Origin of the sequence: Pseudomonas sp. NFACC43 (assembly GCF_900119645.1) — a bacterium.
In the GTDB taxonomy this organism is placed as follows: Bacteria; Pseudomonadota; Gammaproteobacteria; order Pseudomonadales; family Pseudomonadaceae; genus Aquipseudomonas.
This window is the reverse complement of record NZ_FPKK01000011.1, coordinates 48987-68859: the sequence shown is the minus strand read 5'-3', so window position 1 is coordinate 68859 and position 19873 is coordinate 48987. Positions and strand designations below refer to the sequence as shown.

The 19873-nt window shown below is 63.7% G+C and carries 17 protein-coding genes; 5 read left to right on the top strand and 12 right to left on the bottom strand.

Annotated features, from left to right (window positions below; translation table 11 throughout):
* From BT179_RS18855 to BT179_RS18840, 4 genes are read right to left on the bottom strand one after another with little or no spacing between them, the layout of a single operon-like run.
* On the bottom strand, positions 1-4569 hold the full coding sequence (locus BT179_RS18855) for an alpha-2-macroglobulin family protein (RefSeq protein WP_072431429.1): 4569 nt from the start codon (positions 4567-4569) through the stop codon (positions 1-3).
* On the bottom strand, positions 4566-5225 hold the full coding sequence (locus BT179_RS18850) for a DUF1175 domain-containing protein (protein WP_072395616.1): 660 nt from the start codon (positions 5223-5225) through the stop codon (positions 4566-4568). The genes BT179_RS18855 and BT179_RS18850 overlap by 4 nt, the downstream gene beginning before the upstream one ends.
* Positions 5210-6919: a DUF2138 domain-containing protein gene (locus BT179_RS18845; RefSeq protein WP_072395605.1), complete on the bottom strand. Its 1710-nt coding sequence runs from the start codon at positions 6917-6919 to the stop codon at positions 5210-5212. The genes BT179_RS18850 and BT179_RS18845 overlap by 16 nt, the downstream gene beginning before the upstream one ends.
* 36 nt (positions 6920-6955) lie before the next feature.
* Positions 6956-7744 (bottom strand): YfaP family protein, encoded by a 789-nt coding sequence (locus BT179_RS18840; protein WP_072395603.1) that lies wholly within the window; start codon positions 7742-7744, stop codon positions 6956-6958.
* Positions 7745-8014: 270 nt separating this feature from the next.
* Between BT179_RS18840 and BT179_RS18835 the strand changes: the two genes are divergently transcribed.
* The 5 genes from BT179_RS18835 to BT179_RS18815 all read left to right on the top strand — a co-directional run bounded on the left by BT179_RS18835 (position 8015) and on the right by BT179_RS18815 (position 14439).
* A complete protein-coding gene (locus BT179_RS18835; protein WP_072431430.1) occupies positions 8015-9151 on the top strand; it encodes a Fic family protein in 1137 nt (378 codons plus the stop codon).
* A gap of 144 nt (positions 9152-9295) precedes the next feature.
* Positions 9296-9538 (top strand): exodeoxyribonuclease VII small subunit, encoded by a 243-nt coding sequence (locus BT179_RS18830; protein ID WP_072395599.1) that lies wholly within the window; start codon positions 9296-9298, stop codon positions 9536-9538.
* Entirely contained in the window at positions 9535-10422 is an 888-nt protein-coding gene (gene ispA, locus BT179_RS18825) for a (2E,6E)-farnesyl diphosphate synthase (protein WP_072395597.1), read from the top strand. Before BT179_RS18830 ends, ispA begins: the two co-directional genes overlap by 4 nt.
* A gap of 91 nt (positions 10423-10513) precedes the next feature.
* Positions 10514-12412 carry a 1-deoxy-D-xylulose-5-phosphate synthase gene (gene dxs / locus BT179_RS18820; protein ID WP_072431431.1) on the top strand — a complete coding sequence of 633 codons (1899 nt, stop codon included), beginning with the start codon at positions 10514-10516 and terminating at the stop codon, positions 12410-12412.
* Between the two features lie 146 nt (positions 12413-12558).
* A complete protein-coding gene (locus tag BT179_RS18815; protein ID WP_072395593.1) occupies positions 12559-14439 on the top strand; it encodes a TonB-dependent receptor domain-containing protein in 1881 nt (626 codons plus the stop codon).
* Positions 14440-14577: 138 nt separating this feature from the next.
* On the opposite strand, the gene BT179_RS18810 is transcribed toward BT179_RS18815, so the two are convergent.
* From BT179_RS18810 to ribE, 8 genes are all read right to left on the bottom strand, one after another.
* Positions 14578-15375: a helical backbone metal receptor gene (locus BT179_RS18810; protein ID WP_072431432.1), complete on the bottom strand. Its 798-nt coding sequence runs from the start codon at positions 15373-15375 to the stop codon at positions 14578-14580.
* The gene (locus BT179_RS18805) at positions 15375-15794 is read right to left on the bottom strand and encodes an MFS transporter (RefSeq protein ID WP_072395589.1); all 420 of its coding nucleotides are present in this window, start codon (positions 15792-15794) and stop codon (positions 15375-15377) included. The genes BT179_RS18810 and BT179_RS18805 overlap by 1 nt, the downstream gene beginning before the upstream one ends.
* Positions 15791-16408: a GTP cyclohydrolase II gene (ribA, locus tag BT179_RS18800; RefSeq protein WP_072395587.1), complete on the bottom strand. Its 618-nt coding sequence runs from the start codon at positions 16406-16408 to the stop codon at positions 15791-15793. Before ribA ends, BT179_RS18805 begins: the two co-directional genes overlap by 4 nt.
* A gap of 109 nt (positions 16409-16517) precedes the next feature.
* Positions 16518-17276, bottom strand: coding sequence for a substrate-binding periplasmic protein (locus tag BT179_RS18795; protein WP_072431433.1), 759 nt, complete (start codon positions 17274-17276; stop codon positions 16518-16520).
* 11 nt (positions 17277-17287) lie between these two features.
* Positions 17288-17791: a phosphatidylglycerophosphatase A family protein gene (locus BT179_RS18790; RefSeq protein WP_072395583.1), complete on the bottom strand. Its 504-nt coding sequence runs from the start codon at positions 17789-17791 to the stop codon at positions 17288-17290.
* Complete coding sequence (gene thiL, locus BT179_RS18785) at positions 17788-18753, bottom strand: thiamine-phosphate kinase (protein WP_072395580.1); 966 nt, start codon at positions 18751-18753, stop codon at positions 17788-17790. The genes BT179_RS18790 and thiL overlap by 4 nt, the downstream gene beginning before the upstream one ends.
* Complete coding sequence (gene nusB, locus BT179_RS18780; RefSeq protein ID WP_072395578.1) at positions 18754-19254, bottom strand: transcription antitermination factor NusB; 501 nt, start codon at positions 19252-19254, stop codon at positions 18754-18756. It abuts the gene before it with no gap.
* Positions 19251-19727: a 6,7-dimethyl-8-ribityllumazine synthase gene (ribE, locus tag BT179_RS18775; RefSeq protein WP_072395576.1), complete on the bottom strand. Its 477-nt coding sequence runs from the start codon at positions 19725-19727 to the stop codon at positions 19251-19253. Before ribE ends, nusB begins: the two co-directional genes overlap by 4 nt.
* Positions 19728-19873: the final 146 nt, after the last annotated feature.

Here is a 19873-nt window from a genome sequence, read left to right as displayed (position 1 = left end):
TCAGTCGACCGTGACCTGACCAAGCGCCGGTTTCTTTTCCCAAGCCTGGTTCTGCGGTGCATAGACCTGGGTGAAGCGCACCGGCGGCAGGTTGAACTGGCCCTTCTGGGAGAAGCGCACCAGATGCCGCAGGCGCAGTTCGCCACTGAGGGCATCCACCGGCACCGCGTAGGCCATCTGGCCGGGTTCGAAGCGGGCCTTTTCCAGCGAAGTCGGCTCGCTGCCGGCCTTGCCCAGCAACTGGATGCCCCAGGTGGTGCGCTCCACATCGGCACCCGGTGGCAACGGTACTTCGAGCATGCCGTAGCGCAGCGGGGTCGACGCCTTGCTGTTGATGATCACCTCATCCAGATAGAGGCCGTCGCTGGACAACGGCTTGCTGCCCACGGCTTCGAGGGTGAAGGTGTAGGCATCGACACCCGGCACCAAACGCGACAGGCGACGGGTGATGGACACCGCCATCGGTGCCATCGGCGGTTGCTGGCTCTGGAAGCTCAGCGCGGCCTGCAATGGACGCTCCTGGGCGCCGCTGAGGGTCAGCACGGTCGGGACTTGGGCGCCTTGCCACTGCCAGTAGGTTTCCCCGGTGGCGCCTTGTCGGGCTTTCCAACCCTCGCCTGGGGTCAATGCCACGGCCGGCGCAGCCTGTTCGATGCTGCGTTGCAGCCAGGTCAAGGCCAGGGCCCGTTCCAGGGTCGACTGTTGCGGCAGCAGGCGTTCCAGCAGGGCGGCGGAGCGCGCCTGATCGAAGGCTTGCAACGACGCCAGCAGCGCCTCGACGAACGGCTGCGAGCTGACATCCAGTTGCTGCTGGGCAGCGGCCAGCTGACGGTTGAAGGCGTCCGGCAGCGGCACCTTCGCCTGGCGGGCCAGGGAGGCGGTCAGTACACGGGCACTGGCCAATCCGAGGGCCGAATCCGGGGCGCTCATGATCAGGCTGTCCGCGCCATCCTCCATCACGCTCCCGGCGCTGCCCTCGCCTGCCTTCGCCAGATCTTCCATCAAGCCGCTGAGCAAGGTGTTCACCGGCAATTGCATCTGCCGGGCGAACGACAGGATCAACGCACGCTGCAACAGCGCAGTGTTGCCCGCCTGCTTGGCGTAGACCTCCAGCACCCGCTGCCAGTGTTCCGGCGGCAGGTTCAGGTCCAGGGCCTTGCTGGCGTGCCAGTCGGCGTAATAGGCGTAGGCGGTCAGGAAGGCATCCGGCTCCCCTTCCTGGCCCCACCAGGTAAAGCTCGCCGAAGGACCGGCCATCTGCACCAGGCGCAGACGGCTGTTCTGCATGACCAGGCGCAAGCGGTCGCGGGTCTGCGAATCCGCGGCCAGGGTCGGGTAAGCGATGCTCAACGGCAGCAGACGGCTGGCAGTCTGCTCGACGCCGCCGTACGGGTAGCTCAACAGGTCGTCCAGGGCCGAACGGAACAGCGCTTGGGGGCTGTCGTCCAGGCGCAGGCGGATATCGCTGGCATCTGCTGGCAATGCCAGAGGGGTATCCCCCGTGGCCACGTCGAGGCGCTGGTTCTGGGTGACTTGCCAGCCGTTACCGCTGGCGTTCAGGCGAACGGCCAGGGCGTCCTGGGTTTCACCGTTCAACTGCAACTGCACGTCCAGGTCGCCGTTGCTCAACGCCAGCGCCGGCAGCGCGACATAGTTGATGCCGTGTTTCAGCTCGGCCACCACGCGTTGTTCAGTGCCTGCGTAGCGGATCAGCAACTCGGCCTTCAGCGGCTTTTCCGACTGGCTGAAAGCGAACAGGCCCAACTGCGGCTTGTCGCCGTTGCGGAACCGGGTCGGACCGCTCCACTTCAGGTACAGCGGCTTTTGTGAAGCGATGAACTGCTTTTTCTGTCCCACTTGGCCGTCGTCGGAAATGGCACGCGCGGTGATGCGCCAGCGCGTCAGCGAGTCCGGCATCTTGAAGGTGAAACGGGCCTTGCCGTTGGCATCGGTTACCAGTTCCGGCTGCCAGGCGGCGGTGTCCACGTCCTCGCGACGTGGTCGCTCCAGCACCTTGACACCACGCTCGCTGCGGTTGGCCTTGCCCGGCGCGCCGGGGCTGCCCGGCAACGCGACGTCGTAGCTGATGAACGAGAGGCTGGCGCTGGTGCGTACGTTGTTGCGCCGCGGGTGATAGAAGAACTGGTCGATGGTCGGGGCCACCTCCGGTTGCAGGGCATAGACCATTTCGTCCACGACGCTGACCGTCAGGTGGGCCGGTATCGCCTTGCCGGCGAACTGGGTGCTCAGGTCGACGGTCACCGTGTCACCGGGCCGGTAAGTGGCCTTGTCGGTGGTGACGGCGACGTCGATCTGTGGCGCGACCACCTTGATGCCAGCATTCTGGAAGCTGTATTGGCCGCCCTTGGTGTACAGGACCGAGAAGGTCATGTTCGGCGCGAAGGCGTCCTTGACCGGGATGCGCGCGCGGTATTGGGTGGGGCTGAGGCTTTCCATTTTCAGCCAGTCGCCCCCCTTCGACAGCAGCGCCGTGGCCTCGACCTTGTCCCGCTCCAGGGACAACAGTGCGTCAGTGACCGGCTCAGGGAAGGTGATCAGCGCCAGCGCTTCGTCTCCAGCCTTGTACTCGGGTTTGTCGAGGACAATCTCCACGGTACCCGGCACCGCCTTGACGCCTTCACCGGTCACCGAATGCCCGGTGGCGCCAATGACTCGACCATGGTCATCCTTGAGCGTGAGGTTATAGGTACCGGGCCGCTCGAAGGCCAGGCTGAAGCCCTTGTCCTTGGCCGTCAGCTTGCCTTCGCCCGTGCTCTGGTCTTCCAGTCTCACCCAGGCGTAGCCGGCCGGCGTCACGGCTTTGCTCGGCTCGTTGCCGCCTTCGTTGACATAGCTGAAAGCGACCTTCTCCCCCGCCGCACTGAAGCGCTGGGGGGCGCTCAGGCGAAAGTTCGCCGCACCACGGTCGATGAGGATTTCCTTGGTGGTCTTGACCCGATAGGCCGCGCCATCGCTGGCGAATACCGTCAGGGTGTAGCGACTCGGTTTGTCGGCGGCCGGCAGGTCGAGGGTCGCGACGCCCTGCTCATCGGTGGTCACTTCGCTGCTGGTCAGCTCCACCGGGAACTGCCCCAGGTATTGCAGCTCGTTGTCCACCATCGACAATTGCTGGGCCCGCAGGCTCAGGCTCACGGTAGCGTCGGCCACCGGCTTGCCGTCCGGATACAACAGCACCAGCTTGCCCTTGACCGGCTCGCCCGTGCGGTAATCCTGCTTGTCGAGGTTCAAGGCGATTTCGAAATGCGGCTTGATGTACTCGGCCACGCGAAAGGCGCTGCTGTAGAGCTGGTCCTTGTAGCTCAAACGCAGCTCGTAACCACCGGCCACGGCGTTTTCCGGCAACTGGAAGCGTCCCTGGGTACCGGCCTTGGCGTCCAGCTTCAGGGCCAGGGTCTGCAACGCGGTGCCGGTGGCATCCAGCACGCTGACGTTGACGTCAGCCGCCGCCGGCTGCACCGAATCACGGGCATTCTTGAATTCGCGGCCGACGATCTTCAGCGACACCCAGTCTCCAGGGCGATACAGCGGCCGGTCGGTGAAGGCGTAGAGCTTGGTGTCGTAGATTTCGCTGTCGTAGTAGAAGTTCTCGGAGACGAATACGCCGCCCTCCTCGTCTTCGCCAATGACGAAGGAACGCTCGGGGCTGACGTGCTTGAGACGCAGCAAGCCGTCTTCATCGGTGGCACCGCTGCTCATCACGCCCAGGCCATCGGTCCAGAGCACGTTGACCTTGGGCACCGAACGACCTTCATGCTTGCGCGCGGCCCAGACCAGCAGTTCGTCGCCGGCGATCTTGCTCACCGCCACGGTGTTGGAAACGAAGACCATGGTGGTCGCGCGATATTTGCCGATCAGCGCCTCCACCAGATACAGGCCAGGCTTGAGCTGCCCCAGGGGAATATAGACGTTGCCCGGCGCGACGCTGACGAACTCACTGGAAGAACCGGCCAGATTGACGCCTGCCGGCGGCTGGATCGGCTTGGCCTGCCACAGCGGGTAACGGAACTGGCTGACCACCGGCAGGCCCGGGATCAAGGCGAATTGCGGCGAGGCCTCGTAAGGCGTCGGCGCGACCATCGCATCGCCCATTTTCAGCTCGGGCACTTGTTCGGTGACCTGTTGGCGGGACTCGTAGGAGAACGCCCGCTGCATCACCCGACGTGACTTGCGATACCAGTTGTCCCACAGGTACGCGAGGGTATTGGACAGGCCTTCGCCCTTGAACTGACCGTCGCTGACCACCCGGTGCAGGTTTTTCTGGCGCTTGAGGAAGTCCAGGGGTTTTTCGATGCGATAGACCCGGATGTCGGCGCCGCCGTAGGGCTCCATGCGAAACCGGCGATAATCGCGGCCCGGCGCTTCGAGGCGAACCATGGCCTGCTCGTCGCTGGCGAAACTGCTGTCGGCCAGCAGGAAAAAGCTTTCACCGGCCACGGGTGTGTAGCCGCTGGGCTCCACGGTGTCTTCGGCATTGACGACAGGGGCCAGCAACAGGGCAAACAGCAGGGGCAGTTTCGAACACAAGCGCAGCATGCGGGCACCGGTCATTGGGAGAGAAAGTTGAGTCGATAGACGCCGATGAAGTTGGGGTTGGCTGCGTCGGGTATCCATCGGGTGTCCTTCCAGTTCATGAGTTGTTGCAGGCTTGCGGAGCGCATGCCGTTGTCGGTAGGGGTAGTGGTGCCGGTGTGATAGGCGATGTAGCGGCCCATCCAGATCATCAGGTGCTGGTCGTCGCCCTGATCGAAGAACATCAAATCGCCGGGGCGGGCCTGGGTCACGTCACGGCCCACGAGGCGACTGTTGAACTGGATCAGCTTGATGGCGTTGACGTAGGGCCCGACCTTGCCGCCACCCTGCTGCCACTGCTGGGCCAGGCGTCGCTGGGCGTCGCTCAGTTCGAGCTCCGGCGGCAGGTAGCGGTTGGACATGCCGTTGCTGCGCAGCCATTTTTCGTTATGGACCTTGAGCGCTTCGTTGGCGGCGAAACGCACCAGGCCGGCACAGTCCTGCTGGTACCAGCGCGGACTCGGGCCACGACTGAGCTGTTCCTGGGCGATGCGCACGAACCAGGCACGAAAGACCTGGGATTGCTGGACATCCAGAGGCGGCGTCTCGACGGCGAACGCCGGTCCGCCCAGCAGCAACACGAGCGTCAGCACCCAGTGGCGATTGCGGAGCAGTCCGATCACAGCGCTTTCCATTCCAGCGGCAGCCATTGCCAGTGGCCGTCCGGCTCGCTGCCTTCGGGCAGCGTCAGGGCGTACTTGCCATAACCGCCGAGGGTGCGCAGTTTCGGGATCAGGTAGGTCTGCGCGGCGTTGTAGAACACCGGTTCCATGTCCTGGGGCAGGCTGTCCAGGGTTTCACGCTGCATCAGTTGCGCCATGGCGTCCGGGCCGAAGTAGACCGGCATCAGCACATCCTTGGGCAAGACGTCGGCCATGGGCGGGAAGCGCTTGTCGAGCGTGCCGAGGGCCTTGTCCACCAGCTTGTCGTCCAGGGAAAACAGCAGGGTGGAGCCGTGACGCGCCAGGCTGACCCGCATGAAGGCCTTGCCGGTGATGGATTCGGGCTGCAGCGAGTCCTTGGCCAGGTAGGGGCCGAAGTTGGAACTCACCTGGCGTTGCCAGTGATGCATCGGGCCTTCCTGCTTCTCCACGACCGGGAACGCGTGCTCGGCGACATTGTTTTCATAGGCGCCCACCATCGAGCCGAACAGGCCGCCCAGGTCGGCGTCGAGCTTGCCGTCGTCCGCGTTCAGGCTCGCTACCAGCAGCGGTGTGTACAGCCGCGAATCGGCGTACCAGCACAGGCCCGCCGCGCCGGCCATGTGTTCGGTCATGGCCTGGGCGGCTTTTTCATCGGCGCCGAGTTTCACCAGCAGCGGCTTCTGTTGTTCGGCCGCCAGGGGCAAGGACACGCAGGCGCTGGCGCCCATGGGCATGGCTTGCCAGATTGGCTTGAAGTCGAAGTCCGGCTGGTTCTCCAGCTCATCCAGGGCCAGGAAGCTGTGCCAGCCCTTGTCGTCCATGTCGAAACGCACCCCGGCGAAATTCGGGATGAAACGCTGGTAACCCATGGCGAGGACGCTGGCATTGACCGCGATGCGTTGCTTGACCTCAGGCGCCCTGGGCGGCAGGCCGAAGGCTTCCGGAAAGAGTTTTTCGCCACTGAGCAAGGCTGCCAGGGCGGTCGTCGAGACACTGCCGCGCTCCTGCGAGGGCCCGTTGGCCGGGTCATAGAGCTTCGTCGGGTTGGACAGCACCACCAGTTTGTCGCCATGGGACGCGAAGACCAGTGATTTGCTGGCGTTGTAGCTGAGTTGATAAAGCGCGACCTCATCGCCACCGACCTTCAGGTCGCTGAGCTTGCTCAACTGCGTGTCGTCCAGCGCGACTTTCGCCAGGGGCTCCAGGACCTTGGCCAATCCGCCGCGATCCATCACCAGCAGGAAATCCTTGAGGCGACCATCGGCACCGCGCCACAGGGCCACGTCGGCCGGCTGGTCGAACAGTTCCTCGATCAGGCTGTCCTGCAACTTGAGGTCATGCTCGTAGATGATCCGGCGCAGGCTGCCAATCAGCCCGAGGCGGTCGGCATGGGCCTGGTAATAGAAGACGAAGTCCTCGGTGAGCGTGGCCTTGAGAAATGGCACCGCCAGCAGATCCTTGGGCAACTGGCTCAGGGAGTGGGCCTCGAGCAAGCCATCGGGGCGACTCAGGCCGAGCTTTTCCAATGCCAGCGCCATGGGCGGCGCCTTGGGCTTGTTCATGAACCAGCCCAGCCCGGCAGCCACACCGGCAACCAGGCACAGCCCGATCAGCATCGCCGGCCAGCGGCGCGCAGGTTTAGCGACAGGTGTCGGCGTGGTCGGGGAAGCAGTGTTGTCGCTCATATTCACAAGGGCCTATTCATCCGTGGAGCGGGATACTTAATAGTTGAAAGTCTTGACCAGCAGCAGGTCGCCGATGGCGCGCAAGGGCACGACGAAGGTCTCGCGTTTTTCATCGACAGTGTTTTCGTTGAGCACCAGGTTGATCTGGGAAGTGATCACCTCGTTCTGGTTGCTGGTTTCGTCGAAGTTGTAGCCGCCGCTGCCGTAGTTACCCCAATAGTTGACGTAGACCAGGTACGTGCCGTGCATGGGCGCGGTCATGGTGAACATCTCGGGGCCGGGGCCATCGACGCCATCCGGGTCGAGGCCGCCGCCATTGGTCAGTGCCGGGCGACCGAAGAAGGCATGCTGGCCGTCGGGTGTGACGATATGCAGATCCAGCTCGGCCTTGGGATCGTCCCAGCCCAGCACTACGCGAATCTGCGCCGGCGTTCGCAGGTTGTTGGCTTCATAGAACTGCACGCGCTTGAGGGACTTGCCTTCTGAGCTGCGCACCTCGACGCTGTTGGAGCCAGCACCGAACGCGTAGGGCCGGCCGAAACGCCCCTCATCGTCGGTATAGAGATTCAGTGGATTGCCGTTGACCGCCAGGCTGTGGGGTTGTCGGGCCGTGCCGATGTCCTTGAGCCGGCCTTCGATCATCGTGCGATTACGCTGCACGCCCCGGTCGATGGGCGGCGTGGGATAGGCCACCTGCGGGTTTTCAGTGCGATCGAGCAGACCGTTGAAGCGCCAGCCGCCCACCGGCTCCGACATCTCGGCCGCAGGCTCCGCCCACGCCAACGATGCGGCCATCAGCGCGATCAGCAATGAAAGAAAACGCATGTATGCCTCCTGCCATGCGCAACGCAACCTGGCGCCCTTCCTCGGCGCATTGATTATCTTTTTTCAGGTTTCGTCAGGAGCCCGCCATACGGGGGCTGTAGATGGCGCGAAGGTTAGCGATTCGGCGCATTATTCACAATCGGGGAACGCGTGATTCTGTGTGGGAAATCACGTCTTGGGGAGAGCGTGAGCCGATTAGCGAAGTTATTCGGCTCAAGAAATGAGCCGAATAACGTTATTATTCGGCTCATCCCCGGTATGGACAGGCTCATGGAACCCTATTGGATCTGGCAACAGCCCGACTGGCCCAACTTTCACTGGCAGCCCGAAACATTGGCGGCTCTGCTACGCGAATGCGTGCAAACCCAAGGTCAACTGCTCGGCATGACCGGCGCTGTCACCGCGTCGCTCAACGCCCAGAACGAATTGGATGCGTTGTTGCAGAACATCGTGACCTCATCGGCCATTGAAGGGGAGCAATTGAATGTGGGCTCGGTGCGGTCGTCTCTGGCCCGACGCCTGGGCCTGGAGCGGGCCAGTGACACTCCGGTCAGCCCGCGCAGCGAGGGCCTGGCGAACCTTTTGCTGGATGCTACCCGACACTTCGGCCAGCCCCTGACCGTCGAGCGGCTGCTTGAATGGCACGAGTGGCTATTCCCTGAGCAGGCGAGCGACCTGGCCCATCAGCACATTCGCGTAGGTTCGCTGCGGGGAGACAAGCCAATGCAAGTGGTCTCGGGCAGATTGGACCGTCCCACTGTTCATTTCGAGGCCCCGCCTCGCCAAGGTCTCGAACAGCAACTGCAAACCTTCCTAGACTGGTTTGAGGCCAGCCGTCATCAATCCGGACTCGATCCTTTGTTGCGCGCCGGTATCGCCCACTTCTGGTTTGTCACCCTGCATCCGTTTGACGATGGCAACGGGCGCCTGACACGCACCCTCACCGATCTCGCACTGGCCCAGGGCGAAGCCCAGGCGATCCGTTTCTACGCCATGTCCGTGAGCATTCTTGATGACCGCGCTGGCTACTACCGAGCACTTGAAAGCGCTCAGAAAGCCACGCTGGATATCACCGATTGGCTTACCTGGTTTTTGCGGACCCTGTCGCGCAGCTTGCACAAAGCCATGGCCCAGATCGAAAGCGTGTTGGGCAAGGCTCGATTCTGGCAGGTTCACCGCGCCTCGGGACTCACCCCAGAACAGACCAAAGTGCTGAACCGGTTGCTCGATGGTGGTGAAAAAGGTTTTGAGCACGGTATCAGCGCAGCGCAGTACCAGGCCGTGGCCAAGGTTTCCAAGGCAACCGCAACCCGACACCTGGCGGAATTGCTGGAAAAAGGCTGTCTGGAGCGATTACCGGGAGGAGGACGCAGTACTCGGTACCGAATCCATTATCCAGCTGCGTGAGACTGTGTTTGTGGTAAGCGGAGGTTGCTGCGGCAAAGACACGCCACAGAGGAACACTCCCCCTCCAGCCCTGTCCTGATTTGCCCCGAACCCCCATGTCTGCTAGTGTCGCGCCGGTTTAACAGTCAACCGGAATCAGCCGCCATGGCCCGCAAAAAAGCTGCATTGGACTTCGAACAATCCCTGGCCGACCTGCAAACACTGGTCGAACGGCTGGAGAACGGCGAATTGTCGCTGGAAGACTCGCTGACCGCCTTCGAGCAAGGTATCGGCCTGACTCGCGACTGCCAGGCGGCGCTGGCCCAGGCCGAGCAGAAAGTGCAGTTGCTGCTCGAACGCGACGGGGAATTGGCCGAAGAGCCCTTCGACGCGGAACAGCCTGAATGATCGGCGCGTATCAGGCCAGCAGTCAGGCCCGGGTCAATGCTGCGCTGGAGACGTTGTTCAACGCCCCGAGCCCCGAGCTGGCCCGCCTGTATGAAGCCATGCGCTACAGCGTGATGAACGGTGGCAAGCGCGTGCGTCCGTTGCTGGCCTATGCCGCCTGCGAGGCACTGGGCGGCCAGGCCGAGCAGGCCAACGGCGCGGCGTGCGCGGTGGAACTGATCCACGCGTATTCCCTGGTCCATGACGACCTGCCGGCCATGGACGACGACGACCTGCGTCGCGGCCAGCCGACCACTCACAAGCAGTACGACGAAGCCTGCGCGATCCTGGCCGGCGATGGCTTGCAGAGCCTGGCGTTCAGCGCCCTGCTGGACCCGGCCCTGAGCGATTGCCCGGCGCAGACCCGCCTGGACATGGTCAGTACCCTGGCGCACGCGGCAGGGCCCGCCGGGATGGTGGGAGGCCAGGCCATCGACCTCGGCTCGGTGGGACTCAAACTCGACCAGAATGCCCTGGAACAGATGCACCGGCACAAGACCGGCGCACTGATCGAAGCCAGCGTCCGGCTCGGCGCCCTCGCCAGCGGCCGGGCCACCCCGCAGCAGTTGCAGGCCTTGCAGGTCTATGCCCGGGCAATCGGCCTGGCATTCCAGGTGCAGGACGACATCCTCGATGTGGAAAGCGATACCCAGACCCTGGGCAAACGCCAGGGCGCCGATATCGCCCGGGACAAACCCACCTATCCGGCCCTGCTCGGCCTGGATGTGGCCAAGGCCTACGCCCTGGAACTGCGCGACCAGGCCCTGGCCGCGTTGCGACCGTTTGCCGCGGCGGCCGAGCCGCTGCGCGATCTGGCGCGATATATCGTCGAGCGTCGCAGCTGATCACAGGTAGCCAAGTTCCGGCCAACGCGTGGGCAGTTGGCGATGCATGAGGTAAACTGCCGCCTCTTTTATACCTATAACGATTCGCCTGATGCCCACGACGTTCCAAGAGATTCCCCGCAAACGCCCGACCACGCCCCTGCTGGACCGCGCTGCCACGCCGGACGGCCTGCGTCGGTTAGGTGAAGCCGAGCTGGAAACCCTGGCCGATGAGCTGCGTCTGGAGCTGCTTTATACGGTCGGCCAGACCGGCGGGCACTTCGGTGCCGGCCTGGGCGTCATCGAGCTGACCATCGCGCTGCACTACGTCTTCGACACGCCAGACGACCGGCTGGTGTGGGACGTCGGCCATCAGGCTTACCCGCACAAGATCCTCACCGGTCGCCGCGAGCGCATGAGCACGCTTCGCCAGAAAGGCGGCATCGCCGCGTTCCCACGGCGCTCCGAAAGCGAGTACGACACCTTCGGGGTCGGTCATTCCAGCACCTCCATCAGCGCTGCCCTGGGCATGGCGATTGCCGCCCGCCTGCAGAACAGCGAGCGCAAGGCCATTGCCGTGATCGGCGACGGCGCGCTGACGGCGGGCATGGCTTTCGAGGCGCTGAACCATGCGCCGGAAGTCGACGCCAACATGCTGGTGATCCTCAACGACAATGACATGTCGATCTCGCGCAACGTTGGCGGGCTGTCCAACTACCTGGCGAAAATCCTCTCCAGCCGCACCTACGCCAGCATGCGCGAAGGCAGCAAGAAGGTCCTGTCGCGCCTGCCCGGCGCCTGGGAAATCGCCCGCCGCACCGAGGAATACGCCAAGGGCATGCTGGTGCCCGGCACGCTGTTCGAAGAGCTGGGCTGGAACTACATCGGCCCCATCGACGGCCATGACCTGCCCACGCTGATCGCCACCCTGCGCAACATGCGCGACCTCAAGGGGCCGCAGTTCCTGCACGTGGTGACCAAGAAAGGCAAAGGCTTCGCCCCGGCGGAAGTCGACCCCATCGGCTACCACGCCATCACCAAGCTCGAACCGCTGGATGCACCGGCTGCCGCGCCGAAGAAGGCCGGCGGTCCGAAGTATTCCGCCGTGTTCGGCCAGTGGCTGTGCGACATGGCGGCAGCCGATCCGCGCCTGCTGGGTATCACCCCGGCGATGAAGGAAGGTTCGGACCTGGTGGCGTTCAGCGAACGTTATCCACAGCGTTATTTCGACGTGGCGATCGCCGAGCAGCACGCCGTGACCCTCGCCGCCGGCATGGCCTGCGAAGGGGCCAAGCCGGTGGTCGCGATCTATTCGACGTTCCTGCAACGCGGCTATGACCAACTGGTGCACGACGTCGCGGTGCAGAACCTGGACGTGCTGTTCGCCATCGATCGCGCGGGCCTGGTGGGCGAAGACGGCCCCACCCACGCCGGCAGCTTCGATCTTTCGTACCTGCGCTGCATCCCCGGCATGCTGGTCATGACGCCGAGCGATGAAAACGAGCTGCGCAAGATGCTCACCACCGGCCACCTGTTCGATGGCCCCGCAGCGGTACGCTACCCTCGTGGCAGCGGCCCGAACGCGACCATCGAAACCGACCTGGAGCCCATCGAGATCGGCAAGGGCGTGATTCGTCGCCAGGGCAGGCAGACCGCCCTGCTGGTGTTCGGCGTGCAACTGGCCGAAGCCATGAAAGTGGCACAGACCCTGGATGCCACGGTGGTGGACATGCGTTTCGTCAAACCCCTGGACGAAGCCCTGGTGCGCGAGATGGCCAGCCATCACGAATTGCTGGTGACCATCGAGGAAAACGCCATCATGGGCGGCGCCGGCGCGGCGGTCAGCGAATTCCTGGCCCGGGAGAATATCCTCAAGCCCGTGCTGCACCTGGGCCTGCCGGACATCTACGTCGAACATGCCAAGCCTGCGCAGATGCTGGCTGAGTGCGGGCTGGACGAGGCCGGGATCGAGGCGTCGGTGCGCCAGCGGCTAAAGCTGCTGGGCCTGTAAGTTCAGCCAACACAAACTCCCTGTGGGAGCGAGCTTGCTCGCGATAGCGGTGTGTCAGCCAATGGATGGCTTGACTGATCTTCCGTCATCGCGAGCAAGCTCGCTCCCACAAGGGTTTGTGCAGACCAGAAATATCCGGAACACCCATGAAACTCCGCCTCGCCCTCACCCTGACCCTACTGCCAACCCCCGAACTGCTGGCCGACACCTTCGAACGCGAGCAGGCCCTGAAACTGCCGGACGTGGTCATCAGCGCCAACCGCCAGGTCGAGGCGCGCAATGACAGCAGCGCTGCCAACACAGTCTTCACCCGCGACGATATCGACCGCCTGCAACCGGCCAGTGTCACCGACCTGCTCAGCCGTGTGCCCGGCGTGCAGGTGGCGCCCCAGGGTGGGCGCGGCAGCCTGCCGGGCATCTACATTCGCGGCACCAAGTCGGCCCAGAGCCTGGTGCTGGTGGATGGCCAGCGCATCGGCAATGCCACCTCCGGCGACAGCAACCTGCAGCGCCTGGACATCAACCAGATCGAACGGGTAGAAGTGCTGCGCGGCTCGCGCTCGGTGATCTACGGCGCCGACGCGGTGGGCGGGGTGATCCAGATCTTCACCCGACGCGGCAATGAACCCGGCCTGCAACCGCGCCTGCACCTGGGGGCCGGTAGCCACCGGACCTGGGAGCGCAGCCTGGGCCTGTCCGGTGGGGACGAGCGGACCCGCGTCAACCTCGGCGCCAGCCTGACTGAAACCGCCGGGGCCAATCGCACCCATGACTCCTATGGCAGCGACCGGGACCGTGACGCCAATCGCAACCAGTCCTTGAGCCTGAGCTTGAGCCATGTCATCGACGAGAACGTGGAAGTCGGCCTGAACCTGCTGGATAACCGCGGCAAGAACGAGTTCGACAACCCGTTCGGCCGCTTCGACCCGACTGCATTCGAATCACTGCCCCAGCAGCCCTACAGCGATTTTGCCGTGAGCAGTTTCAGCAGTTACGTGGATGGCCGGATCAACGACGCCTGGAAATCCCGCCTGGAACTGGGTCACAGCGAGAACCGCGAGAAAACCTTCGACAAGCTCAGCGATGTCCGGGAAGTATTCAATACCTACCGTGACTCGCTGACCTGGCAGAACGACCTGGCGCTGGATGCTCGCAACAGCCTGATCCTGGGAGGCGACTGGTACCAGGACCGGGTCAACAGCAGCACACCGTTCGACGAAGACAGCCGCTGGAACCGCGCGGCGTTTATCCAGCATCGTTTCCAGGCTGAAACCTTTTCCACCGAACTGGGCCTGCGCCGCGACCAGAACCAGCAATTCGGCGGCCAGAACAGTTGGAGCGCTACCGCCACCCTGCCGGTTGACCCGCGCAACGACCTGCTGCTGACCTACAGCGAAAGCTTTCGCGCGCCGACCTTCAATGATCTCTACTACCCACAATTCAGCAACCCGGACCTCAAGCCCGAGACCGCCAGAAGCTACGAGCTGCAATGGCGTAGCCAATTGGCCGATAACACCCGCCTGGAGGCCTCGCTGTACCGTACCGACCTGCAAGACGCGATCATTTTTGGCAGCGACTCACGTCCCCAGAACGTCGCCTCGGCGCGCATCGACGGGTTTGAAATGGCACTCCTGCAGGACTTTCACGGCTGGCAAAGCAACCTGGGCCTGGCGGTGATCGACCCACGGGACCGGGACAGCGGCCACACCCTGGCCCGTCGCGCCCGCCGGACCTTGAGCCTGGACCTGGACCGGCAATTCGACCGACTGGGCCTGGGTGCCACCTGGCAAGCGGTCAGCAGCAGCTATGACGACGAAGGCAACCGCAACACCCTCGGCGGCTATACACTGCTCGGGCTGCGCGGCAGCTGGGCACTGACCCGGGAAGTGAAGTTGGAGATGAAGGTGGATAACCTGCTGGACAAGGCTTACAGCCGGGCGTTGTACAGCCATGAAGGTGGGCAGTATGGGTATCGGGAGGAAGGTCGGGCCTGGTTGTTCGGGGTGACTTGGACACCGTCACTCTGATCCACGATCTTCAGTGCCGGCAGCGCCCCTTTCGCGAGCAAGCTCCCACGGACCTGGGGCTGGCAAAAAATCCAACATGCCATGCATTGCAAAACGCCCATGCAAGAGCGGGCATGCTCGCCAAGGGCGCACCGCGCTCTAACGGTCTGGCGCGATCAACCCGCACAACCCCGCCGTCGCCTCGATCATCTGCCCACTGGGCCGCTCCAGGCCCTTGTCACTGACCCGCAACAAGCGCCCCTGCTTCACCGCCGCCAGCTGCGGCCAGGCTTTCCACGCGTCGAGCTGGGCCTGTTCGGTGGCCAGGATGACCTGGGGATCGCGCTGCAAAACCGATTCCACGCTGACCTGCGGCGCCGGCAGGGTCAGGTCGGCAAAGACGTTACGCGCCCCGCAAACCGCCAGGGCATCGCTGATGACCTGCCCACCGCCGACGGTGTACAGCGGCCGATCCCAGACCTGGTAGAACACCGGCAATGGCTCAGCGCGCCGATAGCGGCGGCGCAACGCCTCGAGACGCTCGCGCAACAGCGCCGCTCGCTGCTGCCCTCGTTCGGGACGGCCGAGCCGCGCGGCAATGTCTTCGATCTGACCGATGAGTTGGTCGAGGTTGTGGGGCTCGGCCACATAGACCGGGATAGCCAGGCGTTTGAGCTGCTCGCGTTGCGCCTTGCCGACGCTGCCGGGCCAGAGCAGGAGCAGATCGGCCCGCAGGCTGAGCAACCGCTCCATATCCAGCTGCCCGTAACGTCCTACGGAAGGCAGATCCTTCAGCACGGGCGGACGCTCACCGCCATCCAGCACCCCCACCAGCAGGTCGGCGGAGTCCAGCTCAACGACGATTTCCGACATTGACGGCGCCAGGCTGACCACCCGCGGGGCCGCGGCAGTCGAGGCGCTGGCGACCAGCAGCAAGACCGCCAGCCAGCGGCCCATCAGCCGAGTTGGCGCGGTAGGCGATACAGGTAGAACAGCACCGCAGTAGACAAGGCCAGCAGCATCAACGGCACGGCCTCCAGGCCGACGAACACCGCCAGCGCACCGATCCAGGCCGGCAAGCCGGCGGCCAGGAAAGCGGCACGGCGGCGGGCCGCCAGCTCGATCCAGGCCTGGGGCTCTTCAGGGGTGTCGAGAGACTTCTGCGTGGCAATCAGGGCAAGCTTGTACGCGCCGAAGAATCGCAGGCTGACGAACATCGAGGCCACGCCGGCGATGAACAGCGGCATCGCCAGCACCGGCAGGATCGCCTCGCCCTGACCAAACACCGCGTTGATCACGAACAGCGGCAGCAAGGCCAGCGCCAGGTATTTCCACCAACTGACGGCCAGCCGCCTGCGGACCTGACCCCGCGTCACGCGCGGTCGACCTCGCCCTGGTGCTCGTTGCCCATCATATGGTCGAGCTTGCTGGCCTTGGTCGCCAGGTAGAGCTTGTTGTGAGGATTGTGGCCGGTGTGCAGCGGCACACGCTCGGCCACCACGATGCCCATGTCGGTCAGCGCCTTGACCTTGCGCGGGTTGTTGGTCATCAACCGCAGGGACTTGATGCCCAGGTGTTCGAGCATGGGCTGGCAGATGCTGTAGTCGCGCAGGTCGGCGGCGAACCCGAGGCGCTCGTTGGCTTCCACGGTATCGGCGCCACCATCCTGCAATTCATAGGCGCGGATCTTGTTCAACAGGCCAATGCCGCGCCCTTCCTGGCGCAGGTACAACAGCACGCCGCGGCCTTCCCGGGCGATGGCCTGCAGCGCGGCTTCGAGTTGCGAACCGCAGTCGCAGCGCTGGCTGAACAGGGCATCGCCCGTCAGGCATTCGGAGTGAAGGCGACCAAGCACCGGCGCACCATCGGCAACATCACCCAGGCTCAGCACGACGTGTTCGCGACCGGTGGCTTCATCGAGGAAACCATGCATGGTGAATTGCGCAAAGGGCGTTGGCAGCTTGGAAGCGGCAACAAAAACGACAGGCACCGGTGTGCTCCTGATCTAGTACTGGAGATTCGCAGAGGGGGGCATTGTAACAGCAGCTTCCGATGGACGCTTAGGCTGAATTATCGGCCATTACCATCGAAAAGGTTGATCACGGTTTCGGCGGCTTGCCGTGTGCGTCGAAAGGATAAGGTTGTTTCCAACGCTCGAAAATCGGTTTCAACTGGCCGCTCCTGACCAGGATCTCCATGCGGCGGTCGAACAGCGCGCTCAACGCCTTTCCGTTTTCGGTGTTGGCGAAGCCCAGGTACAACGGCAGGTTGATCAGCGGCGAGAGCTTGTACTGCTGGGGGTTATCGGCCTTGGACAGTACATCCTCGATTTCCATCAAGGCGTCGATGTAGAAGTCGGCCCGATCATGCAGCAACATCGGCAGGATGCCTACGGAGCGGTGGATTTCATTGAAGCGCCGGATATTGGGCAGGTAGTTGTTGTATTCGTACCCGCGCATCCACACCAGGCGATAATTGCCTATGGTCGCCAGGGTCGGCGTTGGCTTGGAGGCCAACCCCAGGGCATAGATGTGATCGACATCGTAATGCCACTTCGGGTACAGCACGCCCTCGGACTCATCGAGGTACGCGCCGACCTGCACGTCGGCCTCGCCGCGCTGCACCAACCCGATCGAACGGGTGTAGGGCACGCTGCGGATCTCCAACCGGACGCCTTCGGGCTCGAACACTTCCCGCAGGATGTCCCAAGCCATGCCCTTGCCATCAGCCTGGGTGTAGTCGGACCATTCCTCGCTGACGGCACGGACCTTGTCGGGCAGCGGCGCCGAGTCGGCCACCCGGATGCCAAGGCCAGCTCCTAGACACAGCAACAGCAACAGTGCGCGGCTTACGCCCATGCCTGAATCCCTCAGGTGAAACACCACACCAACCCCTGCATTGCCAACCAGGCGAAAACACCCGCCAACACATCGTCAAGCATGATACCGACACCGCCGTGTACGTGACGGTCGACCCAGCGAATCGGCCATGGCTTGAGGATATCGAAGAAGCGGAACACCAAAAACCCCGTCAACAACCAGTACCAGCCCTCCGGCACCAGCCACAGGGTGATCCACATGCCGACCATTTCGTCCCAGACGATACCTTCATGATCGTGCACCCGCAGGTCGTCCGCGACCTTGCCACACAACCAAAAGCCGAACAGCATGGTGATGCCCAGCGCCAGCCAGTAGCCCCAGTCCGGCAACATCTGCCACAACGGTATGAAGGGTAGCGCAACCAGCGAGCCCCAGGTGCCCGGGGCCTTGGGCAACGTGCCGGAACCGAAGCCAAACGCCACGAAATGCCAGGGATTGCGCCAGACCGACGGGGGTACGAATTCAGCCGGGACCTGGTTGGGATGATCTGTCACGGTGTCTCCCGAAAATGTTGATAACCCCGGATTTGCGGGGTGATGTCGCGTCCGTCCGGGTCGACCAGGCTGACGCCCTGCCCTGCTTCGACACGGCCGACCACGTGGACGGGCCAACCTTGCGCCTGCAATTGCGACAATCGGACAGGCGGTAGGGTGAAGAGCAGCACATAGTCGTCCCCACCACTCAGCGCGGCCTGTTCGGCCTGGGCACGCCCAAGCAATGCCAGCAAAGCCTTGGACAACGGCAGGCGGTCCCGTTCAACCTTTAATGCGACGCCGGACGCCAATGCGATATGCCCGCAGTCGGCCAGCAGTCCATCGGAAATGTCCATCGCCGCACTCGCCAGGCCTCGCAACGCCAGGCCCAGGTCGACCTGGGGCCGTGGCGACCAGTACTGCGCCAGCAATGGCTCGGCGACCGCCGGTTCGGCTGCTCGCTGGCCGAGCACCAGGGGCAGCGCACCGGCAGCGTTACCCAGTTCACCACCGACACACAGCCAGTCGCCGGGGCGCGCGCCGCTTCGAGTCAGGGCCTGGCCGGTCGGCACGCGGCCGAACACGGTCATGGTCAGGCTCAGCGGCCCTCGGGTGGTATCCCCGCCCACCAACCCGACACCGCAGGCCTGGGCCATCTGGTTCAAGCCGCGGGCATAGGCCTGCAACCAATCGGCGGTCACCGTCGGCAAGGTCAAGGCAAGGGTAAAGGCCAGCGGGGTCGCCCCCATGGCAGCCAGGTCACTGACCGCCACGGCCAGCGAGCGCTGGCCCAGCAGATAGGGATCGCAAGGGTCGGGAAAATGCACACCGGCCACGAGGGTGTCGGTGGAAACGGCCAACTGTTCCCCGGCAGGGACCGCCAGCAAGGCACAATCGTCGCCGATCCCCAGCGCAACGCCCTCGCCGCCCTGCGCACAAGGCGCGGCGGCGAAGTAGCTGCGGATCAGCTCAAACTCACCCATTCAGCGCTTGAACGCCTTCACTTCGGCTTCGCGCAGACGCGGTGCGAGCTTGTCGAGTACGCCGTTGACAAATTTGTGGCCATCGGTGGAACCGAAGACCTTCGCCAGCTCGATCCCCTCGTTGATCACCACACGATAGGGTACATCGACGCGGTGCATCAGTTCCCAGGTGGACAGCCGCAATACCGCCAGCTCAACCGGATCCAGCTCTTCGATGGTCAGGTCCAGGCAAGGGGCCAGGGCCTTGTCGATCTCGGTCTTGTGAGCCGGGACGCCGTGCAGGATCTCGCGGAAATACGCACCGTCGACATCGCTGAAATCGTTATCGACCCGAAACTGAGCTTCGATCTCGTTCAACGATTGCCGGGCCATGTGCCATTGATACAGAGCCTGGGTCGCGAGCTGACGGGCTTCGCGACGCTTGGCGCTTTTCGACGGCTTGCCGGCATCGGCCGGCTTGGGATCGCGCGGGTTGAAACGATCGCTTTCGTCGCTAATCACTTGGCCTCCAACTGCGCCAGCAGGCTGACCATTTCCAGGGCGGACAGGGCAGCTTCGGCACCTTTGTTACCGGCCTTGGTGCCGGAACGCTCGATGGCTTGCTCGATGGAGTCAACGGTCAGCACGCCGAAGGCGACCGGCACGCCGAACTCCATGGAGACCTGGGCCAGGCCCTTGGTGCACTCGCCGGCCACGTATTCGAAGTGCGGAGTACCGCCGCGAATGACCGCGCCGAGGGCGATGATTGCCGCAAATTCGCCCTTTTGAGCGACTTTCTGCGCAACCAGCGGAATTTCGAAGGCGCCAGGGGCACGGATGATGGTGATGTCGCTTTCGCTCACGCCGTGGCGAACCAGGGCATCGACCGCACCGTCAACCAGGCTCTCGACCACGAAGCTGTTGAAACGGCCCACTACCAGAGCGTAGCGGCCTTTGGGGGCGATGAAGGTACCTTCGATGGTCTTCAGGGTCATTCGTCAGATCTCTTAAAGAGCCAGAGCGCGTTCTATACGCGCTCTTTCAGTGATATTAGCTTCGAATTACAGCACCGCAGATCCCGCCATTGCCGCTCGCTTGCGTCACGTTTGTGGCGAGGGGCTTCCCCGCTGGGCTGCAAAGC